We start from the raw sequence: 21,080 nt of genomic DNA, 5'->3' as shown, positions 1-21,080 counted from the left end.
CAAGTCAACGAAACAGCGGCGTGTCTTGGCGACACGCTGCATCGAACACCGATCCAACAATAAACACAATCGGCTCGACGGCCCCCCCGCCGAAATCGCCTTACTTTTACGCAGCCCCTCTGGAGAGACCCGATGTTTAACAGCCAATGGACCACGCCCGCCGGGATGACTCGCCGACACTTCATGAGTCACATGGCAGGCGGCTCCGCAGCGATGGCGGGCGCGGCATTTACGCTGGGGCAAACACTCAAAGCCAACGCCGACGTCCTGAAAAAAAATCGCAAGTCAGCGATTCTGTTGTGGATGGGGGGTGGCCCGTCGACGATTGACATGTGGGATATGAAGCCAGGCGCCCCCACCGGAGGTCCGTTCAAACCGATCAGCACATCGGGCGACGGGCAGATCTGTGAACACATGCCGTTGATGGCGAAACAGATGCATCACATGGCGGTCATCCGATCGATGAGCACGCGTGAAGCGGATCACGATCGCGGTCGTTACTACATGCACACCGGTTTTGTTCCCAACCCCAACATCGATCACCCCAGCTACGGCTCGGTGCTGGCACACGAATTGATCGGGCAACGCCCCGAACTGGAGATCCCTCCTTTCGTGACCGTTGGTGGTGGCAGCGCTGGCCCCGGTTTCTTGGGGATGGCCTGGGCTCCGTTTGCTGTGACTAGCAACGGCCAGATCCGCAACTTGCAGATGAAGCTGGAACAACAGCGTTTGATGCAACGGATGGCGGCGTTGGATCTGATCGAGAAAGACTTCGTCAAAAAGAACCGTGGCACCGCAGCCGAAGATCACCAGAAGGTCCTGAAGAAGACTTTCGACCTGATGTCCAGCGAACAGATGCAAGCGTTCAAGGTTTCCGAAGAACCCGAAGCGGTGAAAGAGCGATACGGCGCAACCGGCATGGGCATGGGTGGAGGCGGATTTGGCCAAGGCTGCCTGTTGGCACGTCGTTTGGTCGAAGCGGGCGTTCCGTTTGTCGAAGTCGACTTGGGGGGCTGGGACAGCCACAGCGACATCTTCAACACGCTAACAAACCGGCACCTGCCAGTCCTCGACAAGGCGATGAGCGCGTTGACCGAAGACCTGGAGCAACGCGGGATGCTGCAGGACACCGCGATCATCTGGATGGGTGAATTTGGCCGCACACCGCGGATCAACCAAAACGCCGGCCGCGACCACTTCGCGCGAGCCTGGAGCGTGGTTGTCGGCGGCGCGGGAATCAAGGGAGGCATCACCATCGGCGAGACCAACAGCGACGGTACGACTGTCGAAACCGAACCGTTCAGTTCCGAGGATCTGATGACATCGGTCTGCAAAGCCTTGGGGATTTCACCCGACACCACGTATACTGCCAATAACCGACGCCCGATGAAGATCGCCGGCGGTGGCAAAATCATCAAGGATCTGTTCGTTTAAGGCCAACAGATGAAAGGTATTTGGATCTCGCACAACCAGGAGGTTCAGAAGGTTTCAGTAAGCGATTGTGGATAGATCGGCAGTGTCGCAGAGAAGCGAAACTGATTTAAACCCGCAGGAATTAATCACTCGCCACCAAGCTGGCGTCTGGAGATACCTGCGCTTGCTCGGTTGCGACAACGCGACTGCCGACGACCTCACTCAAGAGACCTTTCTGACCATTCTGCGACGTCCACCGTTTAACCAATACAGTGATGAAGCGACTGCGGCCTACCTACGGCGAATCGCGAGAAACCTGTTCATCTCTTTGAAGCGTCGCGACAAGCGAATGCACCTGGTCGCCGCGGTCGAATCGCTCGATGCGGTCTGGGATCGCTGGATCGGCGCCGAAGAGGATGGGGAGGAGTTTGTCAGCGCTCTGAAAGAATGCCTTAACGGGCTGACCGAAAGAGCCCAACTGGCACTCCGAATGCGATTTACCGACGATGCGAATCGAGTCGAAATTGGTGATAAATTAGGGATCACCGAACATGGTGCCAAGAATTTGGTACAGCGTGCAAAGCAACAACTAAAAGAATGCGTTCAAACCAAACTGACATGAACGACCCAGCCGACGAACGTCTGCTGGATACGATGCTGAGCGAGGCCCTGGGGGAATCTGCGCCCCCCGATGTCTCGGCCCAGGTGCTTGCGATCCTGGAAGCCGAACAGAGCCCCGTCGTCGGCTTGCCACAGATCGACACCACACCTACCACCAAACGCCGCTCGGATGCTTGGCTCCCTTTGACACTGGCCGCCGCGCTGCTGATCGCCGTCTCCGGTTACCTCTGGGAACGAAGCCACCAACGGCAGCCCATCCCCGGCGATGCATCGATCGCGCAACACGACGCCCCCACCGCCGCTCCCCGACCGACGAAAAAGCAAGCCGTTGCGGCGGCTGACCCTCACAGCGACATCGCTCCGACAATCGATGCACCGACGGCAGAAACGATAGTCCACGATGCGGCGCCACGCGGCAATTTTGAAATCGGAATTAAGGACGTTCCGTTTGGTACACCACCAGCCAAGACATCCCCGGCCCCCACGTCGACACATGTTGCCGACCGCCCCAAGATGGATCGCTTGCCCTCCGAAGAGATCATTTCGCGAGTCGATGAATTACTGGCAGAGGCTTGGCAGCGGATGGACATCCGCCCGCAAAACGAAGTCTCATCCGATGAATTGATCCAACGGCTTGCGACAGTCGTCGCTGGCCGCTCCACGGCAGAGGTGCTCGATACCGAAGCGGTTCGTAACCTGCTGGCTGGCGATACCAATGCATTGATCGATCAATACATTGACGACCAACAGACATCCAATCACCTGGGAAACCGCTGGGCCCAACACCTGCTCGGTGAGGCCGCCTGGAATCGGCTCTCGGCAGCCCAAAAGTCGGAAGCGGGCAAGCTGTTTGCATCCACCTTCCGTGGCGAACAAGCCTTCGATTCCCTCGTCCAAGAACTGCTCACATCCGAAGGCTCCTCCTCTCCTGAGGACCCCGAGTTTAAACCGGCCACGCTTTGGATGGCTGGCCTGGCGGGAGCTTCCGCGATTCCGTTGACCAATCAGTTTTGTGATGTCCTGCTTGACATGGATGTCGCCTGTGGACGCTGCCATGCACACCCGCTGGAAGGGAACGTCACGCAGCGGAACTACTGGAATCTAAACGCCGTCTTCCAGACAGGCGTCCAGTGGCAATTGGGGCAGCAGGGGGGCTTGAAGATCGCATTGGACCTTCAACGCGACCGCTCCCAAGATGCCGTCTTCTACGAATCCGAAGACGGCCGCCAATTGGTCGCATCACCAGCCGTCGTCGGCGACTGGATCGGCAACACAACAACCTCCGACGGGCCAACAAACCTTCGCGACCTGGCCGCTGGCATCGGGCACAGCGACCAACTGGCGCGTGCGACGGTCAACGGACTCTGGAAAGTCATCTACGGCAATCGCATCGTCGGTCGGACCAGCGACCCGCTTGCACCGCCAGCCGACGAAGCCTTCGTCGCGGCGAGAAACCTCCTGGCACAACAACTGCAAGCTTACGATTACGACCTCGGCGCGGCAGTGGCTTGGATTATCGCGGCACGCCCGATGCGACTGCAATCGACACTCTCCCCCTTCGACCAAGATTCGCTCGTCGCCACCAAGGCGCTGCTGAATCGGTCAGAGATTCAACAGCGTGCCTTCGCCGGCTTCACCAACGAACCACGCGACTGGTCGTTCGAGGAACTGGTCGCCGCAACCGAGACGTTCAACCGCGCCAGCGGAAAGGGATCGCTGGTTGCACCATCGGGCCTCTTAGCTCAAGCGACCGACAACGGTTCCGCCGCCAAGCCCAACCAAAAAACGAAAGCCCAAATGCGGACCGAAGCCCTCCGCCGGGCATTCCCCTCCAGCCTCGATTCCAGCAACCTGCCTGCGGGCTGGCTGGCGGCGTTAAGCAAAAATGGTGGCTTTGACCAACAAGTAAAACATCTTTTCTATGTCGCAGGAAACCCTCACACCAGCGACCAACAGTTGGAGGCGGCGAAGCGAATCCGCCGACTCACCGACAGCGACGAAGCCGCTCTAAATCAGCTCTGGTGGGCGATCCGATTGAGTGACACGGGACCGTAAAACCGACGATTTCCAACAGGAAAATCGCCGCAAAGGCTCACTAGACTCGCCTCACGCCAAGCCGATCTGCATCCCGCTGCCAAAACGAATCGGCCGCCTTGCCTCGGCCCAACTCCTCCCCGCCAACCGCAACGGGGCCTATTTGCTATCAGCCGATCGAACTTGTGATATCTTGAACCCTGTTCTACTATGAACACCGTGGATCAAGGTTCGCCTGTCCGACGCCACGTGTCTTTACCAAATCGGAATTCAAGTATGGCTTCAATGACGTCTCCCCAAACTCGCTTTGCCCGACCGCTGCTGCTGTTGGCCTTCTGCACGATCTCATTCATCGCCCCGCAGGCAACACGCTGCGATGCCGAAGATCTGGTCGCCCCCACCAAGACCGACCAGAATGTGGCGAAGATCGTCGCAGCCTTGCTGGAACGTCGACACGTATCGCGTACCGCACTCAACGACGAACTGAGTACCCGCGCGATGGAGTTGTTCCTGAAGGCGCTCGATCCGATGAAACTTTACTTCTACCAATCGGATGTTGATGAATTCAGCAAGTACAACTTGACGATCGACGACATGGTCAAGGGAGGCGACCTCGATGTCGCCTATGTCGTCTTCAAACGTTTCCTGCAACGCATCGATGAACGCGTCGCGGTTGCTGAAACACTGTTGACCGAAGATTTCGATTTCACCGTCGACGAATCGATCGTCGTGGAACCCGATGCGGCCCGCTATCCAACATCTCCTGAAGAGGCGAAGGACCGTTGGCGTCGTCAGATTAAATTCAACCTGCTGGTCGCCAAAGATGAAGCCGTCGAGCGGAAACGCAAGGCGGAAGAATCGGGCGAAGAATACAAACCGACCAAAGAAGACCTGGAAGACCCCAAAGCCAAACTGCTGCGTCGTTACAAGCGAAACCAAAAGCGTTGGCACGAGACCGATTCGGATCAACTGCTGGAACTGTTCCTGACTTCGGTCACCACCAGCTACGATCCGCACACAACATTCATGTCGCCCAAATCGCTCGACAACTTCCGCATCATGATGCGTCTGAACCTGGAAGGGATCGGAGCGGCACTGCGTGAAAAAGATGGCCACACCGTCGTCTCGCGAGTGATCCCTGGTGGAGCGGCCGACAAGCAGGGCGAACTCAAAGCCGACGACTATATCGTCAGCGTAGGGCAGGGGACCGATGGCGAAATGGTCGACATCGTCGAAATGCCACTGGACGACGTGGTCGAACAAATCCGCGGCCACGCTGGCACGATTGTCCGACTGGGCATCAAATCGGGCGGCACCGGCGAGACCAAGATCCTCACGATCACGCGTGCCAAGGTCGAACTCGAAGACAGCGCTGCTCGCAGCCAGGTCGTCGAGACCGACGGCGAAACCGGCCCCAAGATGAAAATCGGCTACATCAGCCTACCAAGCTTCTATCTGGACATGGAAGCCGCTCGCCGCAATGCCCGCGATTACCGCAGCAGCACCAAGGACGTTCGCGACCGCTTGAACGAATTCAAAGACGATGGCATCGCCGCGGTTATCTTGGACCTGCGGATGAACGGTGGCGGCAGCTTGACCGAAGCGATCAACCTGACCGGCCTGTTCATCGACCAAGGCCCCGTTGTCCAGGTGAAGGACAGCGATGGACGCGTCACTCCCTATGCGGATGAAGACAGCGGCGTTGCCTGGGACGGACCGTTGGTCGTACTGACCAGCAAGTTCAGCGCAAGTGCCAGTGAAATTCTAGCCGGTGCGATCCAAGACTACGGTCGTGGAATCGTTGTTGGCGACGTGGCAACCCACGGGAAAGGGACCGTACAAACGCTGATGGATCTTGGCCAAGAGATCCTCCACAGCAATCGCGCCCCTAACTTCGGCGCTCTGAAAGTCACGCTGCAGCAATTCTACCTGCCCGATGGCGAAAGCACGCAAAAGGAAGGCGTCAAAGCCGACATCATCTTGCCTTCGCTGACCACGCACATGGATGTTGGCGAAGCGGATTTGGAGTACGCACTCGAGCACGACCGCGTCGAAAAGACGAAGCATCGTAAATACAGCATGCTGGGCAACGATGTCTTGAATACCGTCCGCACCGGATCGGCAAAACGGATCGAACAGTCCGAGGACTTCGTCGACCTGTTGCGTCGTATCGAATCGTACCAACGACAGAAATCGGAGAAGTTTGTCTCGCTGCAAGAAGACAAGTTCTTCGCCCGACGCAAAGAACTCGATTCACAGAAGGAAGAGGAGAAGCAATTGCTGGACGCCGAGATGCCCGACGATGAAGTCTTCCGCCACAACTTCTACAACGACGAAGTCTTGAACATCACTCGCGACTACGTCGAAGCGCTCAAGCGTCAGAACCTGGCACGCGCCAACTGAACGCAAGCTAATTGATCGATTCATCAACAGGTGGTGTCCGCTTTACCAGCGGACATCACCTGTTTTCTTTTGCGCCACGCTACCGACAACTCGACCACTTGGATTGACCACAACGGGAAGAACGCCGCCGGATCCGCATCAAATCTATCAGCGCGGTGCGACCAGGATGGCATCGACGATGACGTAGTTCTTCGCCTTCTCGATAGCCACTTCGACCGACGCCTTCGCCGGGGAGAACGAATACGTTCCCAAGCTGTTCCAGACACCGCCATCGCGTCCCTGATCGACGCGGACCGTCTTCGTCCCATCGTCGTGAGTGATCGCAAACGGAACATCCTTCGCGCGTTGTCCTCGGGCACTCCACATCGCAAAGATCTCGTAGGTTCCCTCTTCAGGCACGTTCAAGTCGAAGCGAACCGCGCCACCAGCTGATGGATCGAGAACGAGATAGCCGTCGCCATGCCGCTCGGAATCGCGGTCGCTCGACCTCCATGGCCCCGTGACGGTCACTTGATCGCTGCTGCCGGCATCCACAATCGTATCGCCAGCTTTCGGTTGATACGGCGGCGGGACGGCCAGCGTTTTATCGGGCATGGCCAATGCGTCGAGATCTTCCAGCTTGATCTTCAGCACTTCCACCGTCTGCTTTTGCGTGGCGAAGGCGACCAACAGATGCCCGCGGTGTTCGATCACATGGGGATAATCGACGTGCCGCCCTCCAGCGAGATAGCCCATCTTCTTGAAGACAACACCGTCGTCGCTTACCGATAGAGCCAACGGATCGCGTTGCTTTGGATGTGGATTGGAGACCAATACATAGCGACCATCCGCCAACTGAACTCCGCTGAACTTCGACCGCGCATCGGGAAAATCGGTGCGGTGCGGCCGACTCCACGTCCGGCCGCCGTCTTCGGAAAACGATCGGTACAGGTATCCGCTGCGACGATTGTCGCGGAACAACGCCGTCAAACGCCCACCGGGCAGCACCCACCAATACGGCTCTTCGGCCGCCAATTCCTGACTCGTGCCAAGCACAGGAAACGAATCCCAGTCGTCGACCGCATCGACGCCACCGACTAAAAAATCGACGCCACGTTTCTTGTAGTCCCACGTTCGCCGCGACATCATCCAATCGCCACCGGGTAATTTTTTGGGCGGGAAGTTGTTGATGGCGTTTTCGTGCACTAAGGCATGGTCGCCCCAAACACCCTTCTGAACGTCCCAGCGGAATGCCCGCAACTGGAGACTTTTGCCGAAGAAGCCCGCTCCTTCGTCGAGCGAACAGAGAGCGAGCAGCTGGCCATCGCGCTGCCAGAAGCCACGCGAGATCCAACGAAAGCCTTTGCTGCTGCGCGTGTTGTAATATTTGGAACCCTTCCCCGATCCCGGCGGTTCGGGCGTTAGGTACCATGGCTTGCTCCAATCGATCCCGTCCATGCTGGTCGCGTACGAAACGCGTTGACCAACACGATCCTCAACCGCTGGACCATCGCTCCACATCGCCCAATATTTCCCATCGTGGAAGGTCAAATAATTGTGCTGATGCACCCCCTTCGATTTCCGGACATCGCTGATCACAACATGCTGCGACGGTATCCTCGGCAGGTTGTCGAAATCAATTTGATGAGGATCGTCTGGAACCCAGTCGCCCGAGAGCATCACAGTGGAATACTCCTTGGCGACAGGTTCATCCGCTCGAACAATCGAAGCCATCAGCCCCAAGACGAACAACAAAGGAAAGGCTGCACAGCGAAACATCATGACAAGCAACTCCAGGTGAGCAAAGGGAGAAGGGGGGGGAGTCATGATGATATACGCTGCAGGGCCGCGATGTGAAATCGGCCGGTGATTCTCCTTCGATTCAGATCGGGGCGACGAGGAACGAACCGCAACGACAACTTCGCACAAGGTTTAGCCTCGCTCGAAACTACTCGACACCCGCTTCAAGCTTCTTCTTGACGTCTTTGGAAAGCTGTTTGGCCTTTTTTTTGACCTGAGCTTCATCGCCCATGGTTGGATACTGTTGAACAAGCGCGGCTTCGCCCATCAGTCCCGCCTCTTCAAGCCCCATGGTCAGCCCCGTCAGCATTTCTTCATCGAACTGCCCCGTGGCGGCAATTTGATCGATGGTCGCAACCAATTGAGTCTTCTCGACAGGAGCGGGCAGCTCCACAACTTCTTCGGCTCCACATCCGATGGTAAAGGCGAGAAGAGACACAAATACAAAACGCATGATCGATTTCCTTTTGATGTAAATAGAGCCGTCGTTCCCACCAGAGCCGGGAACGACGGCAGTGAATTTATTGAGAGCAGACGAATCGATTAGTATTCGCCTAGCGGGTTTCCGTCAGCAATCGAAGCCAAGTCGCGGTAGGTGATCAGGTCAATCGTTTCGCTGATGAAGTGAGACGATCCATCTCCAAACGCAAACTGGACTCCGCCCGGATGGGCACTGCTGAAGTTGTAGTTGCCAGCCTTACCATTAAGGCTGTAGTAGACCGACGCGTTGGCGATCGCATTGTTGTGGTAGTACGTACCCGCAGAATAGGCGCCGATCCAAATCGTCCCCTTTTTCACAAAGCCGCGACTCGCCTGATCGACGGTGCTCCGCTCGCCAATGATCATCGCATTGCTCAGCCCGTCAAGCATGTCACGAAAGCGAATGAAGGAGTGATCGTAGAAGGTTCCGTTTGCACCACCCGAAGCAATGTAGTGTGCCCCCCCCACGCCGGTATAATTCGACTTACCGTATCCACCGAGATTTTCATTGATGCCACGCGAAGGGTCGGAAGGGCAGACGTAGGAATCCAAAACCATCTTGGCGTATGGCGTCGGAACTGCCGCGGTGCCAGTGGTCATTTCAGGCAACGTATACCAAGTCACATTGTACGCGCCCACGCTTTTCATCCCGTCGTAGACGGCCGATTGCTCGATGAACGGAAGTAGATACGTCGGCCACCCCATGCGATTCTGATTGGTCGAATCATCGATCCATCCTGGCGGCAGGGAGTTATATGTGTCGTGGTAATTGTGCAAAGCCAGGCCCATCTGCTTGATGTTGTTACTACACTGCATCCGACGCGCTGCTTCGCGTGCGGCCTGAACCGCCGGCAACAACAGACCAACCAAAATGCCGATGATGGCGATCACCACCAACAATTCGACGAGCGTAAACGCGTTTCTATTCTTAGTCGTTTTCATGTTTCACTTCCGAAAGGAGAGAGAGTTTTTCTGCAATGAAGGACAGAGCAAGAAGTGCTTCCCGATACTGGAACTGCGGCAAGTCTTGCGAGACGCCATCCGAAGCAATTCTTGACATGTCGTTTAGTCGCGATCGCCGTGTCCCGTTCGCATTCCAGATCCAACGATGCACCTCAGAACCGACGAAGCACGGCACGAAATGGACAATCTATCCGGACACCATCTCTTGTCAATTTGCAACGGCACCACCAGCAAGAAGTTCACTATTTATTAACGTTTCCTGCAACGATGGCGTTATCCATAACACGCAGCAGCTAAACTCGCACCAGACCAAACCTTGCAAAACGAACAAGAGCGGACTTTATATCCAACACACAGCGAAGTGCGGGGCGCGCGCCTCCTCAAGTAGCGTATTTTTCGATCCGAACAGCAGCGACGCGACCAGGCCCCACCACGAAAAGACAGGATGTCTCGCGAGCTAGACCAACTGGATCGCCTGAGTTAGCAGACGGTCATCGCCATCGACCTGGTCCGCTTCAACACGCAGATAGACATGTTCTTGCGCCGACGACTTCCCTTCGGGCAATGCCCACGAGATCGACTCACCCGCTTGTTCGTGAACGACTCCCTTCGCCGACAGGACTCGCAACTTGCTGGGACCGCCCGAAATCTCCACATCCAACTTCCCATCGGCTGAACAATGGAAGCGTTTGAGTTCCAAAACACCATCCAAAGAAGCGTAGAAGTTGCCGTTGCGATACGCTCGCAAACAAGCCGCTGGCATTTCGCTGGCGGGAGTCGCCGCATCGACTAACAACACATTGCGGCCTTGAAACGCAGGATCGGAATTGTGGGCGTGATCGGAAACGGAGAAGCCATAACAACGACGACCGGTTGCCAACACGGCATCCCATTCGTCCAACGACCAACCCGTTTGACTGAGAAATTCCGCGGTGCTATTCCAGATCTCAATTCCCATCACGCGCGGATCGAAGTCCAAGAATTCCATTATTTGTTTTGGCGAAGCATGACTCCACTTCGGATGGTTGATCGTGATCCCGCCACCATCGGCAAACTGCAGCCCATCCAACATCCGCCCAAACGCCTCTCGCCACGGCATCCCCGTCCCCATCGCATAGCCGTGGTTGTTCAGTTTGTAGTAACTGCGAACATCAAACGTTCCACTTGCGAAGTTCGATCCGACGGCATTGAAGTGACCGTTGCAATCGGTCATCGAATGATGTTCCGCATTGGGACACAAAATGACTTCGGGAAGAATCTGCGTGAAGCAAGGCTTCTCCGATTGGAACGGCATCTTCTCCTGCATCGCAGTGGGAAGTTCATCGAACCAACCGGTCTCCGGATCGCGGATAATCTCGTTCCACGCGAACTCCCGCTCGACGTAGCCTTCCCCCTTGAGTGTGCAGAAGTCCTGCCCAACCTTCCACTGCCCAATCTGCTCGGTAGGAGCACAGGGAGCCGACGGGTAGTAGTTGGAAATCGCCAAATGCGTCAGCCCGCGACGACAGAGCAAGTCGAGCGAGCGTTGCGAGCGACAATGGGCATGCGTCACCGAACCGATCCGCCGACAACGGTCCCAATCGATCTGCGCATAGGGCTGGTCTTCCCGCGCGGCCGAACTGGCACCCCAACTGGAGCGCGGCTGCAAAATGCCAACTCCGGTTCCGACGGCAAGCGATAGAAAGTTCCGGCGGGTCGAAGCAATACGAGGCAATGAGGGCATGTTGTCTTTAAACTGAGGGAGGCAGTCTTGGGCGGGAAACTTCAGGGGACCGAAAGTTCTATCAGCCATAGTGCCTCAATGGCAACAATCGCGACCGCCAGTCACGACAAAATTCGCTCACTCTTAACCTGTCCTTCGCGAACCGCCCCGCGAATCAACATTACTCACCAACACGCCGAGAACAGGCGAAACGGAAACCAGTCAGACTATCGATACTCTCCAGACTTTAACAAAAATCTGGTATCCCGCGCGGCGACACAAGAGATCGGGGCAGGGCAGGGTGGTACCTTCACGCCATCCGATCGCGGGCAAACTGGCTGCGATCGGCAGGCGGAACCCCGATCGCGAGCGAGATGACTGGTAGGAAACAGACGCGCCTAAGCAGTCGCCACCAGGGGCGAGGTTAGATGCAGTACTCGATCGTCTCGGGGCTGGCCACGCGAATCGGTTTTTGCTTGAGGATCGTTTGGACGACCGCCATCGCTTGCTGGCGAAGCTCGGGAACGGCGATCGTTTCCCACAGGGTCCCCTTCAAGATCGGACCGATCGCATACAGAAACGACGACGGGCGATCATCATCCCCAACCACCGCAAAGTCATCGGTGACGGCGATTCCCATGTCCATCGAATCCGGCTTGGCGATGCCGCGATCGAACAGGGCGCGATACAGCGGAATCTGTGAATCGGAAAACCGCGACTTCGGCCCGGTGCAATTGATCACCATATCGCCATGAATCCGATCAGGACCATCGCCGCCGGCAGCCAATTGAACTTCGATCGATGTCTCCCCCGCATCCAACGATTCGATCGTGGCGGGAAGGATCGTCAACTGTCCACAGTCCAACGAATCAGTGACCGCGTCGTGGATCGGCCCGGCAATGCGATGCCGAATGACATTCCAATCGGCCGCATAGTCCTTCAAGAATTGGCGTTTTTCATCGATCGAAAGATCCCGCCATAATTGCTGCGTCCGACTGCGCAGCTTGTCGACAGCGATCGCGGGGTTCTGGCTGGCACCACGCAACCGCTGACAGTCCTGACGGATCAGGCTGACCAACTCCTTCAACGATCGCGTCTGGCCGTCGTCGGGGATCGAGGTCGGCCAGGCGATGCCACGGAAGTGACGCTGAGGCAGCATCCCATTCCGCGAGATCGCGGTGATCTTGCCGTTCCATCCTTTGTGCCGCAGCGTCACAATCACGTCGACGGCGGTCAGCCCGGTCCCCAAGATCACGATGTGCTTGTCGTCGTCGGGCAGGTTTTCGTGCCACGCTGTCCAAGGATTGCCGCAGTAGCGACGATCGTTGGCCAGTTTGCCCGATCCGGGCAGCCCAGCCGGCGGTTGGTTGCCCGTTGCCAGCAGCACCGATTCCGCTTCGATCGGATCGCCATGCTCCAACATCACCACACCGCCGTTTTCGCCTCGCGGCTGGATGTCGACGGCGGAATCCTCGACGACCTGACACTCAACTTGGCTGCGAGGATCGGCTCCGCCCAAATAATGCGACGCCAGCCCGCGAACATAGTCGCCGAAGATCCGCCGCGGGATAAACGTCTCTCGCAGCACATCGTCGCTGAGCCCGTCGTAATCGCAGCGCGATCGCAACCAATCGAAGAAGTGGCTGGGGTGGTCGGGAAACGCCGACATGTTCCGCGCCGCAACGTTTAACAAATGTTCGCCGCGAGTGGTTCCATAGGCGGTGCCGCGACCAAACGGGCGCCCCGAGTTGATGATCACGACGCGTTGAGGCGTGGTGGCGAAGCGAGCGAGATTGACGGCCGCCAGCGTTCCGCTGAAGCCGCCACCGATGATGGCTGTGGTTTGCATGGTAGGCATAACGTGGGGCAGGGCAGGGGGGGGTAGAAAATCCCAACGGGCGACCGAAAACCGGAGCCTCGCAGGGCGCTAACGACCGATCCGCCAAAAATCGGCAAACAACGCTTGATCGCCGATTATTTTATCCATAAGATTTTACTGAGTCAACGTCTTTCAGCGTCTCCCCCACCCGCGATCGCCCCCCTCCTGCCTACGAGCATCCAACCGATGGACGACCTGCGTCACGAATTAAAACGCTGCCAACCCTTTGCGAGCGTTGCCCAAGAGGCGATTGTCAGCCTGGCACGAACTGGCGACCAACTAGACAATCAACTGTCACAATTTTTCCGTCCTCGCGAGTTGACGTTTTCGCAATACAACCTGTTGCGAATCCTGGACATGGAAGATCGCCCGCTAACCTGTGGCGAAATCGGTGACCGGTTGGTGCAAATCGTCCCCGCCGTCACCGCGCTGGTCGACCGTTTGCTGCGCCGCGATCTCGTCACGCGCGAGCGATCCGAAGAGGACCGGCGGACCGTTTATGTCGCGATCACCGACGCGGGCAGAAAGCTTGTTCGTCCCGCCAGCGAGGAGCTTCGCGAATTTGAAGACAACTTGATCAACGGCCTCAAACAGAAGGAGCAGAAAGAACTGATCCGCTTGCTGCAATTGGTTCGCGCCAGCATGAACTGCGCCGCCAAGCAAAGAGCGGCCAGCGGCAACCGCCAATCGAATTAAGCGATTGCGTTTAAGCTGCAGTCCCCAAAGCTGTCGGCTTCCCCCACCATTCTCCCACCAACGACGAAAGTATTCACGATGAGCAACGAACCAGGTTCTCAACCATCCGACAACGATGCCGCCCCCGACGGTGATGACACGGTCACGTTGCCGCCGGAACGCCACAGTTTATGGACCGACATGCGGACCGCCGAAGATTGGTGGGCGATTTGGTGTGCCGCACTTTTGTTGGTCTTTGCATTTGGTGCGGTCTGGCTGGGTCGGCCCGATGGGCTGGCCGAAAGCATCGGGATGGGAGAACCTTTGGAAGTCGTGAGCCCTCTGAAGGCGTACCTCTCCAAACCGGGCTCCTGGGAAGCGGATCCGCTGGCGTCGCTCGATGGCAAACTGATCGGCATCGGCGGCGTCTTCCTCGTGCTGGCGGTCCTGTGCGGTTTCGCGATGTGGTGTCGCGGCAAATCGGCCGCCGCCTTTCTGGCAGGGTTCCCGATCGTCTTCCTGCTCGCCACGCTGGCCTACGTGCTGGCCGGGCAAAGCGTGCTCAAAGCGTACAACCTGGAATACGCGTTGTGGGCATTGCTGGTCGGATTGATCATCAGTAACACAATCGGCACTCCGGCATTTCTGCGGCCGGCGATCATGACGGAGTTCTTCATCAAGACCGGTTTGGTGCTGTTGGGAGCAGAGGTCTTGATGAGCCGCTTGTTGGCTCTTGGCCTGCCCGGCGTCTTTGTCGCCTGGGTCGTAACGCCAATCGTCTTGGTATCCACTTACATATTCGGCCAGAAGGTTTTGAAGATCCCATCGCGCTCGTTGAACATGGTGATCTCGGCCGACATGTCGGTCTGCGGCGTCTCCGCGGCGATCGCGACCGCGGCCTCGTGCAAAGCCAAAAAGGAAGAGCTATCGCTTGCGATCGGCATGTCGCTCAGCTTCACCGTGATCATGATGGTCGTGCTGCCCGCGATCATCAAAGCGACGGGAATGAGCCCGACTCTGGGCGGTGCCTGGCTGGGCGGGACGATCGATTCGACAGGCGCGGTCGCCGCCGCCGGTGCGGTGTTGGGTGACGAAGCGTTAGAAGTTGCCGCGACGGTGAAGATGATCCAGAACATCCTGATCGGCGTGACAGCCTTTTGCGTCGCGATCTATTGGGTGACGTATGTCGAACGCGATCCGTCGGCGCCCCGCGTGGGAGCGTCGGAGATCTGGTACCGATTCCCAAAGTTTGTCCTCGGCTTCGTGGCGATGTCGATCCTGTTTTCGGTACTCTATTCGACGATGACCGCCGGCCCCGAATTGATCAACGCGATGATCAAAGGCTCGACCAAAACGCTGCGTGGCTGGCTCTTCTGCCTCGCCTTTGTCAGCATCGGGCTGGAGACCAACTTCAAGCAACTCCTTCCGCAACTCAAGGGTGGCAAGCCGTTGATCCTTTACGTCTGCGGCCAGACACTGAACCTGTGCCTGACCCTTCTGATGGCCTACCTGATGTTCGAAGTCGTCTTTGCCCCTGTGGTTGAACAATGATCGGTCTAACCGACACCAAAAAGCTGCTGTCATTGGTGCTTGCCATCGCTGGCGTCGCGGTCGTTTGGCTGGTGATCCTGCCAGCCTACGCCCGCCAACCGGCGATGACGAAGCACCTGCAGTGGCTCGACGATCAAGGAATCGACCCCAGTGCGATGTATTACACCGAACTGGAAGTCATGGAACAGATTTTACAACGGCAGCGAGCCGAACAACTTCTCGACAAGGCGTCAGATGAGCAACGATAACGCGAGCCCAGAGAACCAGAACGCCAACGCCCAACCCGACACCGGCTTGGATCGAACGTTGATGGCGGAAGAGCGAACCTGTTCGGCATGGGTCCGGACGGGGCTGGCATCGATGGCGACGGGGCTGGCGATTGCCAAGGTGATGCCCAACGCTGAACCGCGATGGGCCGTCACCACCCTGGGAATGATCCTCGTATTCGTCGCCGTCCTCTCGTTTGCGATCGGATTTGTCGGATACGCTCGCGGCATCAAATATTGCCAACCAGCGGCCCGCAACGCGATGCCGTTTTGGGTGCTGGCCGTCTTCTGCAACCTGTTGGCAGCCGCCGCGATCCTGACCGCCAGCTTCATCCTGCAAGACGAACCGGCATCGGGCTCCACACCTGGAAACATTCACCTGCAACAACCACCGACATCGTTGTAACGGCGGCCCTCAGCCACACCATTCCGTTGCACCTGCGCAAATCAGCCGCCACGCGTTAGCGTCCGGTTGCCAGGCGGGGGAGGGAACCGGACGCTAACGCGTGGCGGCTGATACCTCAATTTGAAACACTACCAGTCCGGCCGGGTCTCGCTCCAATGCTAAAGACATTTGATCAAGCCTACCAATTTGTGCTAGCTCACAAAGTCTGCACGGTCTTTGGCAGCCAATGCTCGAGTTACCCGTCGCTGTGGGACAACACCGACCTACCGGAAGCAAAGCCCAAGGAGGGCGGATGGAGCCCCAAGGTCAAAGCCGTCTGGGACTGGAAGACTCGGATTCCGCAGACCTATCCCGAATCGGTCTTCTACGGAAAAGTGCCCGGTGGCGATGCGGCGTTGATCGAGATGCAGTACTTCCGCGAGGTCCATTACCCCGCGGCGTTCCAACCGGTCTGCGAATTGGATTCGCTGGCACAAGAGATCTACCAATTCATCCGCCTCGAACCCGACTACACCGGTCCGCTGCGAAAGCGAGCGCTCGAAAGGCTCGCATGTACAAAGAGCCAATTCGACACGGCGATGAAGAAGCTGCAGGTCAGCCTGAACATCGTCCGCTCCAACGATCCCAAACTCAAAAACGACTTCTGGTTGCCGATGCACGAAGTCCACCTGGACATCGTCCAACAGCATCAACCGCCAAGCTAAACCTCATGAACGGGCAACCGAACTGAAGTCCCCGGCTTACAAAAATCCACCCTCCCCAAGCGCAGCTTGAAGGGGAGGGTCGAACGAGCGAAGCAAAGTTCGGGGAGGGGAGTTGCGAGGTAAATCGACGGCGTTCAATCCAGCGGTCAAACCCTCCCCGGAAAACTTGCTAAACGCTCGTTTCCCGACCCTCCCAGCTCCGCCGGGCGGGTGAATTAACGCAGCGATTCATCGGCGCTAACCAATATCGACCAACTCGCGCAGCAGCGTCGTGGCGTAGGTTCCTTTGGGAAGATCGAACCGCAGCACGAGCGTCGAATCAGTTTCCCAGGTCAGTTCGGCCGACAGCGGTCGCAGCCGCATCACACGCCGCTCTTGCCGCAAATTGAACTGAGCCAAACCGGCCAACAGATCGGGATAGGCAGCGACGACTTGCTCTTCCATCGCTTTGACCGCGGCTTGGCTCTGCAGCTCCCCTTCGCCCCATAGCGGAGCGGTTAACTCAAGAGCTCCCTGCCGTACTCGATCGGCTTCATCGCCATGCAGATTGTGCGGCAGGACGAGGCTGCGATTGTCGGCGAACCCAAACACGTCGCCCGACAGCGGCGTATCCCATGTCCCGTCGAGCACGCGATGGCCGACACAGGCGTTGAACAGATAGCTGCGGGCGGCGGACAACAGGATCCCACGCAGCATCCGATCGCGGACTTGGATCTCGTCCTTGAACCATCGCAGCGCCTGTGGCACGTTCCCACCGTCGCGGCCAAATCGCTGGGTGCCGAAGTAGTTTGGAACGCCACGGTCGATCATCTGCTGCCATCGCGCGGCGGCAGCTTCTCTGGAGAATTCACAACCTCGCAAACGGATCCAAAAGCGATTGCCATCGTGCGCGCCGCGGTGCAGCTTGCGCAAGTGGCGCACGATCCGCAGCACACGCACTCCTTCGACAGTTAAATCCTCAACCGAAGGGGACGGCTTTCCAGGCAGATGCAGACTAAACCATTGCCGCGTTACTGCCTCTTTATCCTTCAATCCGCAATGACTGATCAACCGCTTCCGCAGCCCCAGTTTGGTCGCCAGCTCCGACGCGACATCGTTGGTATTGCGATGCCTCTTCTCCATCCAAACAAGGCAGTGCTCCCCTTCGCCCGATGGTTCGAAGCGAAGCAGTTCTTCGACCTCAAAGTCTTCCGGCTGCGACTTGAAGATCACCGAGCCCAGCGGAGGACCGAGCAGACGGGGAGGATCGATCGGATTCATGGCGGTCCATTTCAAAACACTATCGGTTGTCATGATCGCTGTCGCTTGCGATCTCTTGCCGCGGCTGGCCATGGACCAGAAAACTCCGCTCGCCCCGCGTCACATAGACCGCGTCTTCGCTCAACCGCCCACACAGTTCGATCAGAAAAATGATCAGCCGCTCGAACTCCGCCTCGCTGCCAAACGAGACCTCGAATCGCTCCATCACGTCGTGCACCAACTGGCCATTGAAATCGACCCAATAGCCTTTAACGGGAGTCGGCGAATGCGTGTACGCGCGGTAGCGATCCATCATAAAATCGTGAGTCGCCGTCCGCGCGGTCTGCGTTCCCTCGTAATACCTCGGGTCGTCCAACTTGTGCGACGGAAGATAGAAGACAGTCACCTTGCCCAGCTCGTAGAGATGCGACAGCGGAGAGTTGGCAGAGTCGTCAGCGGGTTCGGTCATCGATAGACTCTTCAACAACAAGCAGTCGGGGCAGGGCAGGGGGGGGGATCCCAAAGAAGAGATTATAGTGAAAACTGGCGTTTCAGATACATCGCACCGCGCATGCCATCGCCCAACTTCACCCGCCTGGCGCAGCCGAAAGGGTCGAAAAACAAGCGTTTAGCGAGTTTTTCGGGGAGGGCCTACCGCCAGGATCAAACGGCGAGGAATTGCATCACGGACTCCCCTCCCCGAACTTTGCTTCGCTCGTTCGACCCTCCCTTTCAAACTTCGTTTGAGGGAGGGTGAAGGGCTGCGCAACTTCACCCGCTCAGCGCAGCCGGGAATGTGAAGAAGAAGCCAGCTGTCTACGAGATCTTGAACGTCGTCTCGACGTTGCCGCGCAGGACTTGCGTGCCGAACTCGACAGCTCGCTCTTCGCTCCACGATCGATCGATCACGTAATACTGCTCCAACACCTTGGCCAAGATCTTGCGATACATGTCGAACTTCGGTGCGACAAACTCCAGCTTGTAGGCGTCGCTGTAATATCCGATCTGCTTGGTTCGCGGAACCGCTTCCAAGCGATGCGCTGCGTCGCGTTCGATGATGCTTGGCGTGTTGCTGTACCACCAGTGTCCGTTGGTGACAACGTTAGGGAAGATCCAAGCGTAGCTGGCCAGTTCCTGGTTGGTGACGCTCGCCAAAACGCTGATCGGGAAGGTGACCCGCGGGAAGGCGTTCAACAGTTGTTGATACTGGATCAACGAGACGCGGCTGTCGTAGAGGTCTTGCCCCTGGAAGACGCCCGTTGGGTAGACGCCACGATTGACGCCGATCATCAGATCGAAAGGCAATTCGTATTGGTCGCACATCTCGGCCAAGGTCCAGAAGATGCGGTGGCTGAGCGCCCGCAGATGGCTTTCGTCGGAATTGACGCCATCCTTTAGCACGGCATCCAGCGCCGTTTCGACGCGGCCGTCGGAAACCGGTTCGGGAGCAAACGATGGAGGAATCGAGATCGCACACGCGCGGGCGTTGTTCGTCGTAAAGTGTTCGAACAGCACGCCGATCGCTTCCCGCAATTCGGTCCAACTGCCAACCGAGACTTTTGTCGCGGCTTCCAATCGCTGCCGCACCTCGGGTTTGCCAAGATGGAAAACCAGATCGTCGGTCCGCAGGCAAGGAACATATTTAGCGGTGTCGAAGCCGGCCAAGGGGTCGTCGAAATCGTTGGTCAAAAAGACCGACTTGACGTTGCTGCGTCGCAGCACCTCGTCGCTCCAACCCGCGTCGGCCATCTGCGCCTCCGACGAATCAAACAACGCCTCCCAGTTCGACGCGTCCAAACGGTCGCCTTCGAAACCGAAGAACCGCTGGCAAATATCGATCAACCAACTGTATTGGATTGTGTTGTCGATCGGGCCAATGCCTTCGATCAGTCGGCCCACTTTCTCCTTCGCCGAGATCGCGGGATCTTCGATCTGCTCGCGTGGCATGCCGGCCGAGTGGGCCAATTCGGTGTAGTAGTGGTAACCCAAGATATCGACCAGCGTATGCGAACCGGCATCCAATGGGTTGATGTGCGTATGCGGGTCGATCAGTTCGACGCTGGCAAGTTGTTGATAGATTCGCTGTCGTAGTTCGCTGGTCATAAGTCTTGTTCGGCTCGCAAGTTGGGTTCAAATACAAAACGGGGCAGGGCAGGGGGGGGCGATCGGATATCACCGCCGCTCAATCCTCCGCGCCAATCCGGTCGATGGGGATCGGATGTTCGGTCGTCGCGGGCCACGACGGCTGTTTGCCCAGCGCCCGCTGGAGAGCTACAAGATAATCGCAGCGATCGATTTCGACAGCGCCAAAGGCGAGCAAATGGGGCGAGGTTTGCTGAATGTCCATCAATTCAAAGCCGGCATGGCGCAAGACCGCGACCAGCCCACAGACCGCCGCCTTCGACGCATCGCTCTGCAGATGGAACATCGATTCGGCCGAAAACGCAGCTCCAACGGCGATCCCATACAGTCCACCGCAGAGGGTTCCGTCGCGGTCGTAGACCTCGATGCAGTGGGCGTCGCCAGATCGATGCAGCGACGAGATCGCGTCGAGCAAATCGGGGCACAGCCAAGCATTTTCCTTGCGATCCCCCACGCTGGCGCAATGTTCCAACACGCTGTCGAAACAGCTGTTCCAACGGAAACGGAAGTGTCCAGCTCGCAATTTCCGCAGCAAACGCTTGGGAATCCGCACGTCATCCAGAGGCAGGATCGCTCGCGGATCGGGGCTGTGCCAACCGACAAACCACTGGTCGGCCCAACGGCACGGCCAGGGGAAAATTCCGTGCCGATAGGCGTCCAACATCCGCGGTCGATCGAACCGGGGGTCAATGGCAACCAAACCGTTACGATCGGCGCTGGAGGGGGGAGGGAAAAAGTGAGGCTTCGGCGGATTGGCCACTTTTTATGTCGCGGGCTAAAGATTTCGTTACAATGAGACGCAAGGCGATTCGCTCGCGGATCG

At 57.6% G+C, this 21,080-nt stretch carries 17 protein-coding genes and 1 pseudogene; 9 read left to right on the top strand and 9 right to left on the bottom strand.

Translation table 11 applies throughout. The features are described from left to right. Positions 1–132: 132 nt before the first annotated feature. The 4 genes from EC9_RS02705 (at position 133) to EC9_RS02690 (ending at position 6,471) form a co-directional block, all read left to right on the top strand. On the top strand, positions 133–1,434 hold the full coding sequence (locus EC9_RS02705) for a DUF1501 domain-containing protein (protein ID WP_246105924.1): 1,302 nt from the start codon (positions 133–135) through the stop codon (positions 1,432–1,434). Between the two features lie 82 nt (positions 1,435–1,516). Beyond that, a complete protein-coding gene (locus EC9_RS02700; RefSeq protein ID WP_145342148.1) occupies positions 1,517–2,035 on the top strand; it encodes an RNA polymerase sigma factor in 519 nt (172 codons plus the stop codon). Next, complete coding sequence (locus tag EC9_RS02695) at positions 2,032–4,089, top strand: DUF1549 domain-containing protein (protein WP_218934539.1); 2,058 nt, start codon at positions 2,032–2,034, stop codon at positions 4,087–4,089. The genes EC9_RS02700 and EC9_RS02695 overlap by 4 nt, the downstream gene beginning before the upstream one ends. Before the next feature lie 264 nt (positions 4,090–4,353). Beyond that, positions 4,354–6,471: a carboxy terminal-processing peptidase gene (locus tag EC9_RS02690; protein WP_246105923.1), complete on the top strand. Its 2,118-nt coding sequence runs from the start codon at positions 4,354–4,356 to the stop codon at positions 6,469–6,471. Positions 6,472–6,618: 147 nt separating this feature from the next. Here the strand turns inward: EC9_RS02690 and EC9_RS02685 are convergent, their stop codons facing one another. From EC9_RS02685 to EC9_RS02665, 5 genes are all read right to left on the bottom strand, one after another. Continuing rightward, positions 6,619–8,277 (bottom strand): exo-alpha-sialidase, encoded by a 1,659-nt coding sequence (locus EC9_RS02685; protein ID WP_218934538.1) that lies wholly within the window; start codon positions 8,275–8,277, stop codon positions 6,619–6,621. 121 nt (positions 8,278–8,398) lie between these two features. Continuing rightward, complete coding sequence (locus tag EC9_RS02680; RefSeq protein ID WP_145089823.1) at positions 8,399–8,704, bottom strand: hypothetical protein; 306 nt, start codon at positions 8,702–8,704, stop codon at positions 8,399–8,401. Between the two features lie 89 nt (positions 8,705–8,793). Next, positions 8,794–9,672, bottom strand: a complete 879-nt coding sequence (locus tag EC9_RS02675; protein ID WP_145342141.1) for a DUF1559 domain-containing protein — start codon at positions 9,670–9,672, stop codon at positions 8,794–8,796. A gap of 478 nt (positions 9,673–10,150) precedes the next feature. Then, positions 10,151–11,416, bottom strand: a complete 1,266-nt coding sequence (locus EC9_RS02670; protein WP_145342139.1) for a hypothetical protein — start codon at positions 11,414–11,416, stop codon at positions 10,151–10,153. A gap of 403 nt (positions 11,417–11,819) precedes the next feature. Next, complete coding sequence (locus tag EC9_RS02665; protein WP_145342137.1) at positions 11,820–13,244, bottom strand: FAD/NAD(P)-binding protein; 1,425 nt, start codon at positions 13,242–13,244, stop codon at positions 11,820–11,822. Between the two features lie 216 nt (positions 13,245–13,460). Between EC9_RS02665 and EC9_RS02660 the strand changes: the two genes are divergently transcribed. The 5 genes from EC9_RS02660 (at position 13,461) to EC9_RS02640 (ending at position 16,876) form a co-directional block, all read left to right on the top strand. Continuing rightward, the gene (locus EC9_RS02660) at positions 13,461–13,970 is read left to right on the top strand and encodes a MarR family winged helix-turn-helix transcriptional regulator (RefSeq protein ID WP_145342135.1); all 510 of its coding nucleotides are present in this window, start codon (positions 13,461–13,463) and stop codon (positions 13,968–13,970) included. Positions 13,971–14,048: 78 nt separating this feature from the next. Further along, positions 14,049–15,500 (top strand): YeiH family protein, encoded by a 1,452-nt coding sequence (locus EC9_RS02655; RefSeq protein WP_246105922.1) that lies wholly within the window; start codon positions 14,049–14,051, stop codon positions 15,498–15,500. After that, positions 15,497–15,748, top strand: coding sequence for a hypothetical protein (locus EC9_RS02650; RefSeq protein ID WP_145282123.1), 252 nt, complete (start codon positions 15,497–15,499; stop codon positions 15,746–15,748). Before EC9_RS02655 ends, EC9_RS02650 begins: the two co-directional genes overlap by 4 nt. Next, a complete protein-coding gene (locus EC9_RS02645; protein WP_145342133.1) occupies positions 15,735–16,172 on the top strand; it encodes a DUF202 domain-containing protein in 438 nt (145 codons plus the stop codon). Before EC9_RS02650 ends, EC9_RS02645 begins: the two co-directional genes overlap by 14 nt. Before the next feature lie 155 nt (positions 16,173–16,327). Next, positions 16,328–16,876 carry an AlkZ-related protein gene (locus tag EC9_RS02640; protein WP_145342131.1) on the top strand — a complete coding sequence of 183 codons (549 nt, stop codon included), beginning with the start codon at positions 16,328–16,330 and terminating at the stop codon, positions 16,874–16,876. Positions 16,877–17,113: 237 nt separating this feature from the next. Here the strand turns inward: EC9_RS02640 and truD are convergent, their stop codons facing one another. From truD to aat, 4 genes and pseudogenes are all read right to left on the bottom strand, one after another. Further along, positions 17,114–18,169: a tRNA pseudouridine(13) synthase TruD gene (truD, locus tag EC9_RS02635; protein ID WP_218934537.1), complete on the bottom strand. Its 1,056-nt coding sequence runs from the start codon at positions 18,167–18,169 to the stop codon at positions 17,114–17,116. Then, positions 18,156–18,584 (bottom strand): hypothetical protein, encoded by a 429-nt coding sequence (locus EC9_RS02630; RefSeq protein ID WP_145342127.1) that lies wholly within the window; start codon positions 18,582–18,584, stop codon positions 18,156–18,158. Before EC9_RS02630 ends, truD begins: the two co-directional genes overlap by 14 nt. 347 nt (positions 18,585–18,931) lie before the next feature. Further along, a pseudogene (locus EC9_RS02625) lies at positions 18,932–20,221 on the bottom strand (glucuronate isomerase); the annotation flags it as partial. A gap of 76 nt (positions 20,222–20,297) precedes the next feature. Then, positions 20,298–20,921: a leucyl/phenylalanyl-tRNA--protein transferase gene (gene aat / locus EC9_RS02620; protein WP_218934536.1), complete on the bottom strand. Its 624-nt coding sequence runs from the start codon at positions 20,919–20,921 to the stop codon at positions 20,298–20,300. Positions 20,922–21,080 lie beyond the last annotated feature (159 nt).

Origin of the sequence: Rosistilla ulvae (assembly GCF_007741475.1) — a bacterium.
GTDB lineage: Bacteria > Planctomycetota > Planctomycetia > Pirellulales > Pirellulaceae > Rosistilla > Rosistilla ulvae.
Note: the sequence above shows the minus strand (reverse complement) of the source record. Positions and strands in the feature narration are given on the sequence as shown.

Excerpts from the sequence above, each read along its gene's own strand:
- EC9_RS02705 (WP_246105924.1), top strand. The coding sequence starts at position 133 with ATGTTTAACAGCCAATGGACCACGCCCGCCGGGATGACTCGCCGACAC.
- EC9_RS02695 (WP_218934539.1), top strand. The coding sequence starts at position 2,032 with ATGAACGACCCAGCCGACGAACGTCTGCTGGATACGATGCTGAGCGAG.
- EC9_RS02690 (WP_246105923.1), top strand. The coding sequence starts at position 4,354 with ATGACGTCTCCCCAAACTCGCTTTGCCCGACCGCTGCTGCTGTTGGCC.
- EC9_RS02685 (WP_218934538.1), bottom strand. The coding sequence starts at position 8,277 with ATGACTCCCCCCCCTTCTCCCTTTGCTCACCTGGAGTTGCTTGTCATG.
- EC9_RS02680 (WP_145089823.1), bottom strand. The coding sequence starts at position 8,704 with ATGCGTTTTGTATTTGTGTCTCTTCTCGCCTTTACCATCGGATGTGGA.
- EC9_RS02675 (WP_145342141.1), bottom strand. The coding sequence starts at position 9,672 with ATGAAAACGACTAAGAATAGAAACGCGTTTACGCTCGTCGAATTGTTG.
- EC9_RS02670 (WP_145342139.1), bottom strand. The coding sequence starts at position 11,416 with ATGCCCTCATTGCCTCGTATTGCTTCGACCCGCCGGAACTTTCTATCG.
- EC9_RS02665 (WP_145342137.1), bottom strand. The coding sequence starts at position 13,244 with ATGCAAACCACAGCCATCATCGGTGGCGGCTTCAGCGGAACGCTGGCG.
- EC9_RS02660 (WP_145342135.1), top strand. The coding sequence starts at position 13,461 with ATGGACGACCTGCGTCACGAATTAAAACGCTGCCAACCCTTTGCGAGC.
- EC9_RS02655 (WP_246105922.1), top strand. The coding sequence starts at position 14,049 with ATGAGCAACGAACCAGGTTCTCAACCATCCGACAACGATGCCGCCCCC.
- EC9_RS02650 (WP_145282123.1), top strand. The coding sequence starts at position 15,497 with ATGATCGGTCTAACCGACACCAAAAAGCTGCTGTCATTGGTGCTTGCC.
- EC9_RS02645 (WP_145342133.1), top strand. The coding sequence starts at position 15,735 with ATGAGCAACGATAACGCGAGCCCAGAGAACCAGAACGCCAACGCCCAA.
- EC9_RS02640 (WP_145342131.1), top strand. The coding sequence starts at position 16,328 with ATGCTAAAGACATTTGATCAAGCCTACCAATTTGTGCTAGCTCACAAA.
- truD (WP_218934537.1), bottom strand. The coding sequence starts at position 18,169 with ATGACAACCGATAGTGTTTTGAAATGGACCGCCATGAATCCGATCGAT.
- EC9_RS02630 (WP_145342127.1), bottom strand. The coding sequence starts at position 18,584 with ATGACCGAACCCGCTGACGACTCTGCCAACTCTCCGCTGTCGCATCTC.
- aat (WP_218934536.1), bottom strand. The coding sequence starts at position 20,921 with ATGTTGGACGCCTATCGGCACGGAATTTTCCCCTGGCCGTGCCGTTGG.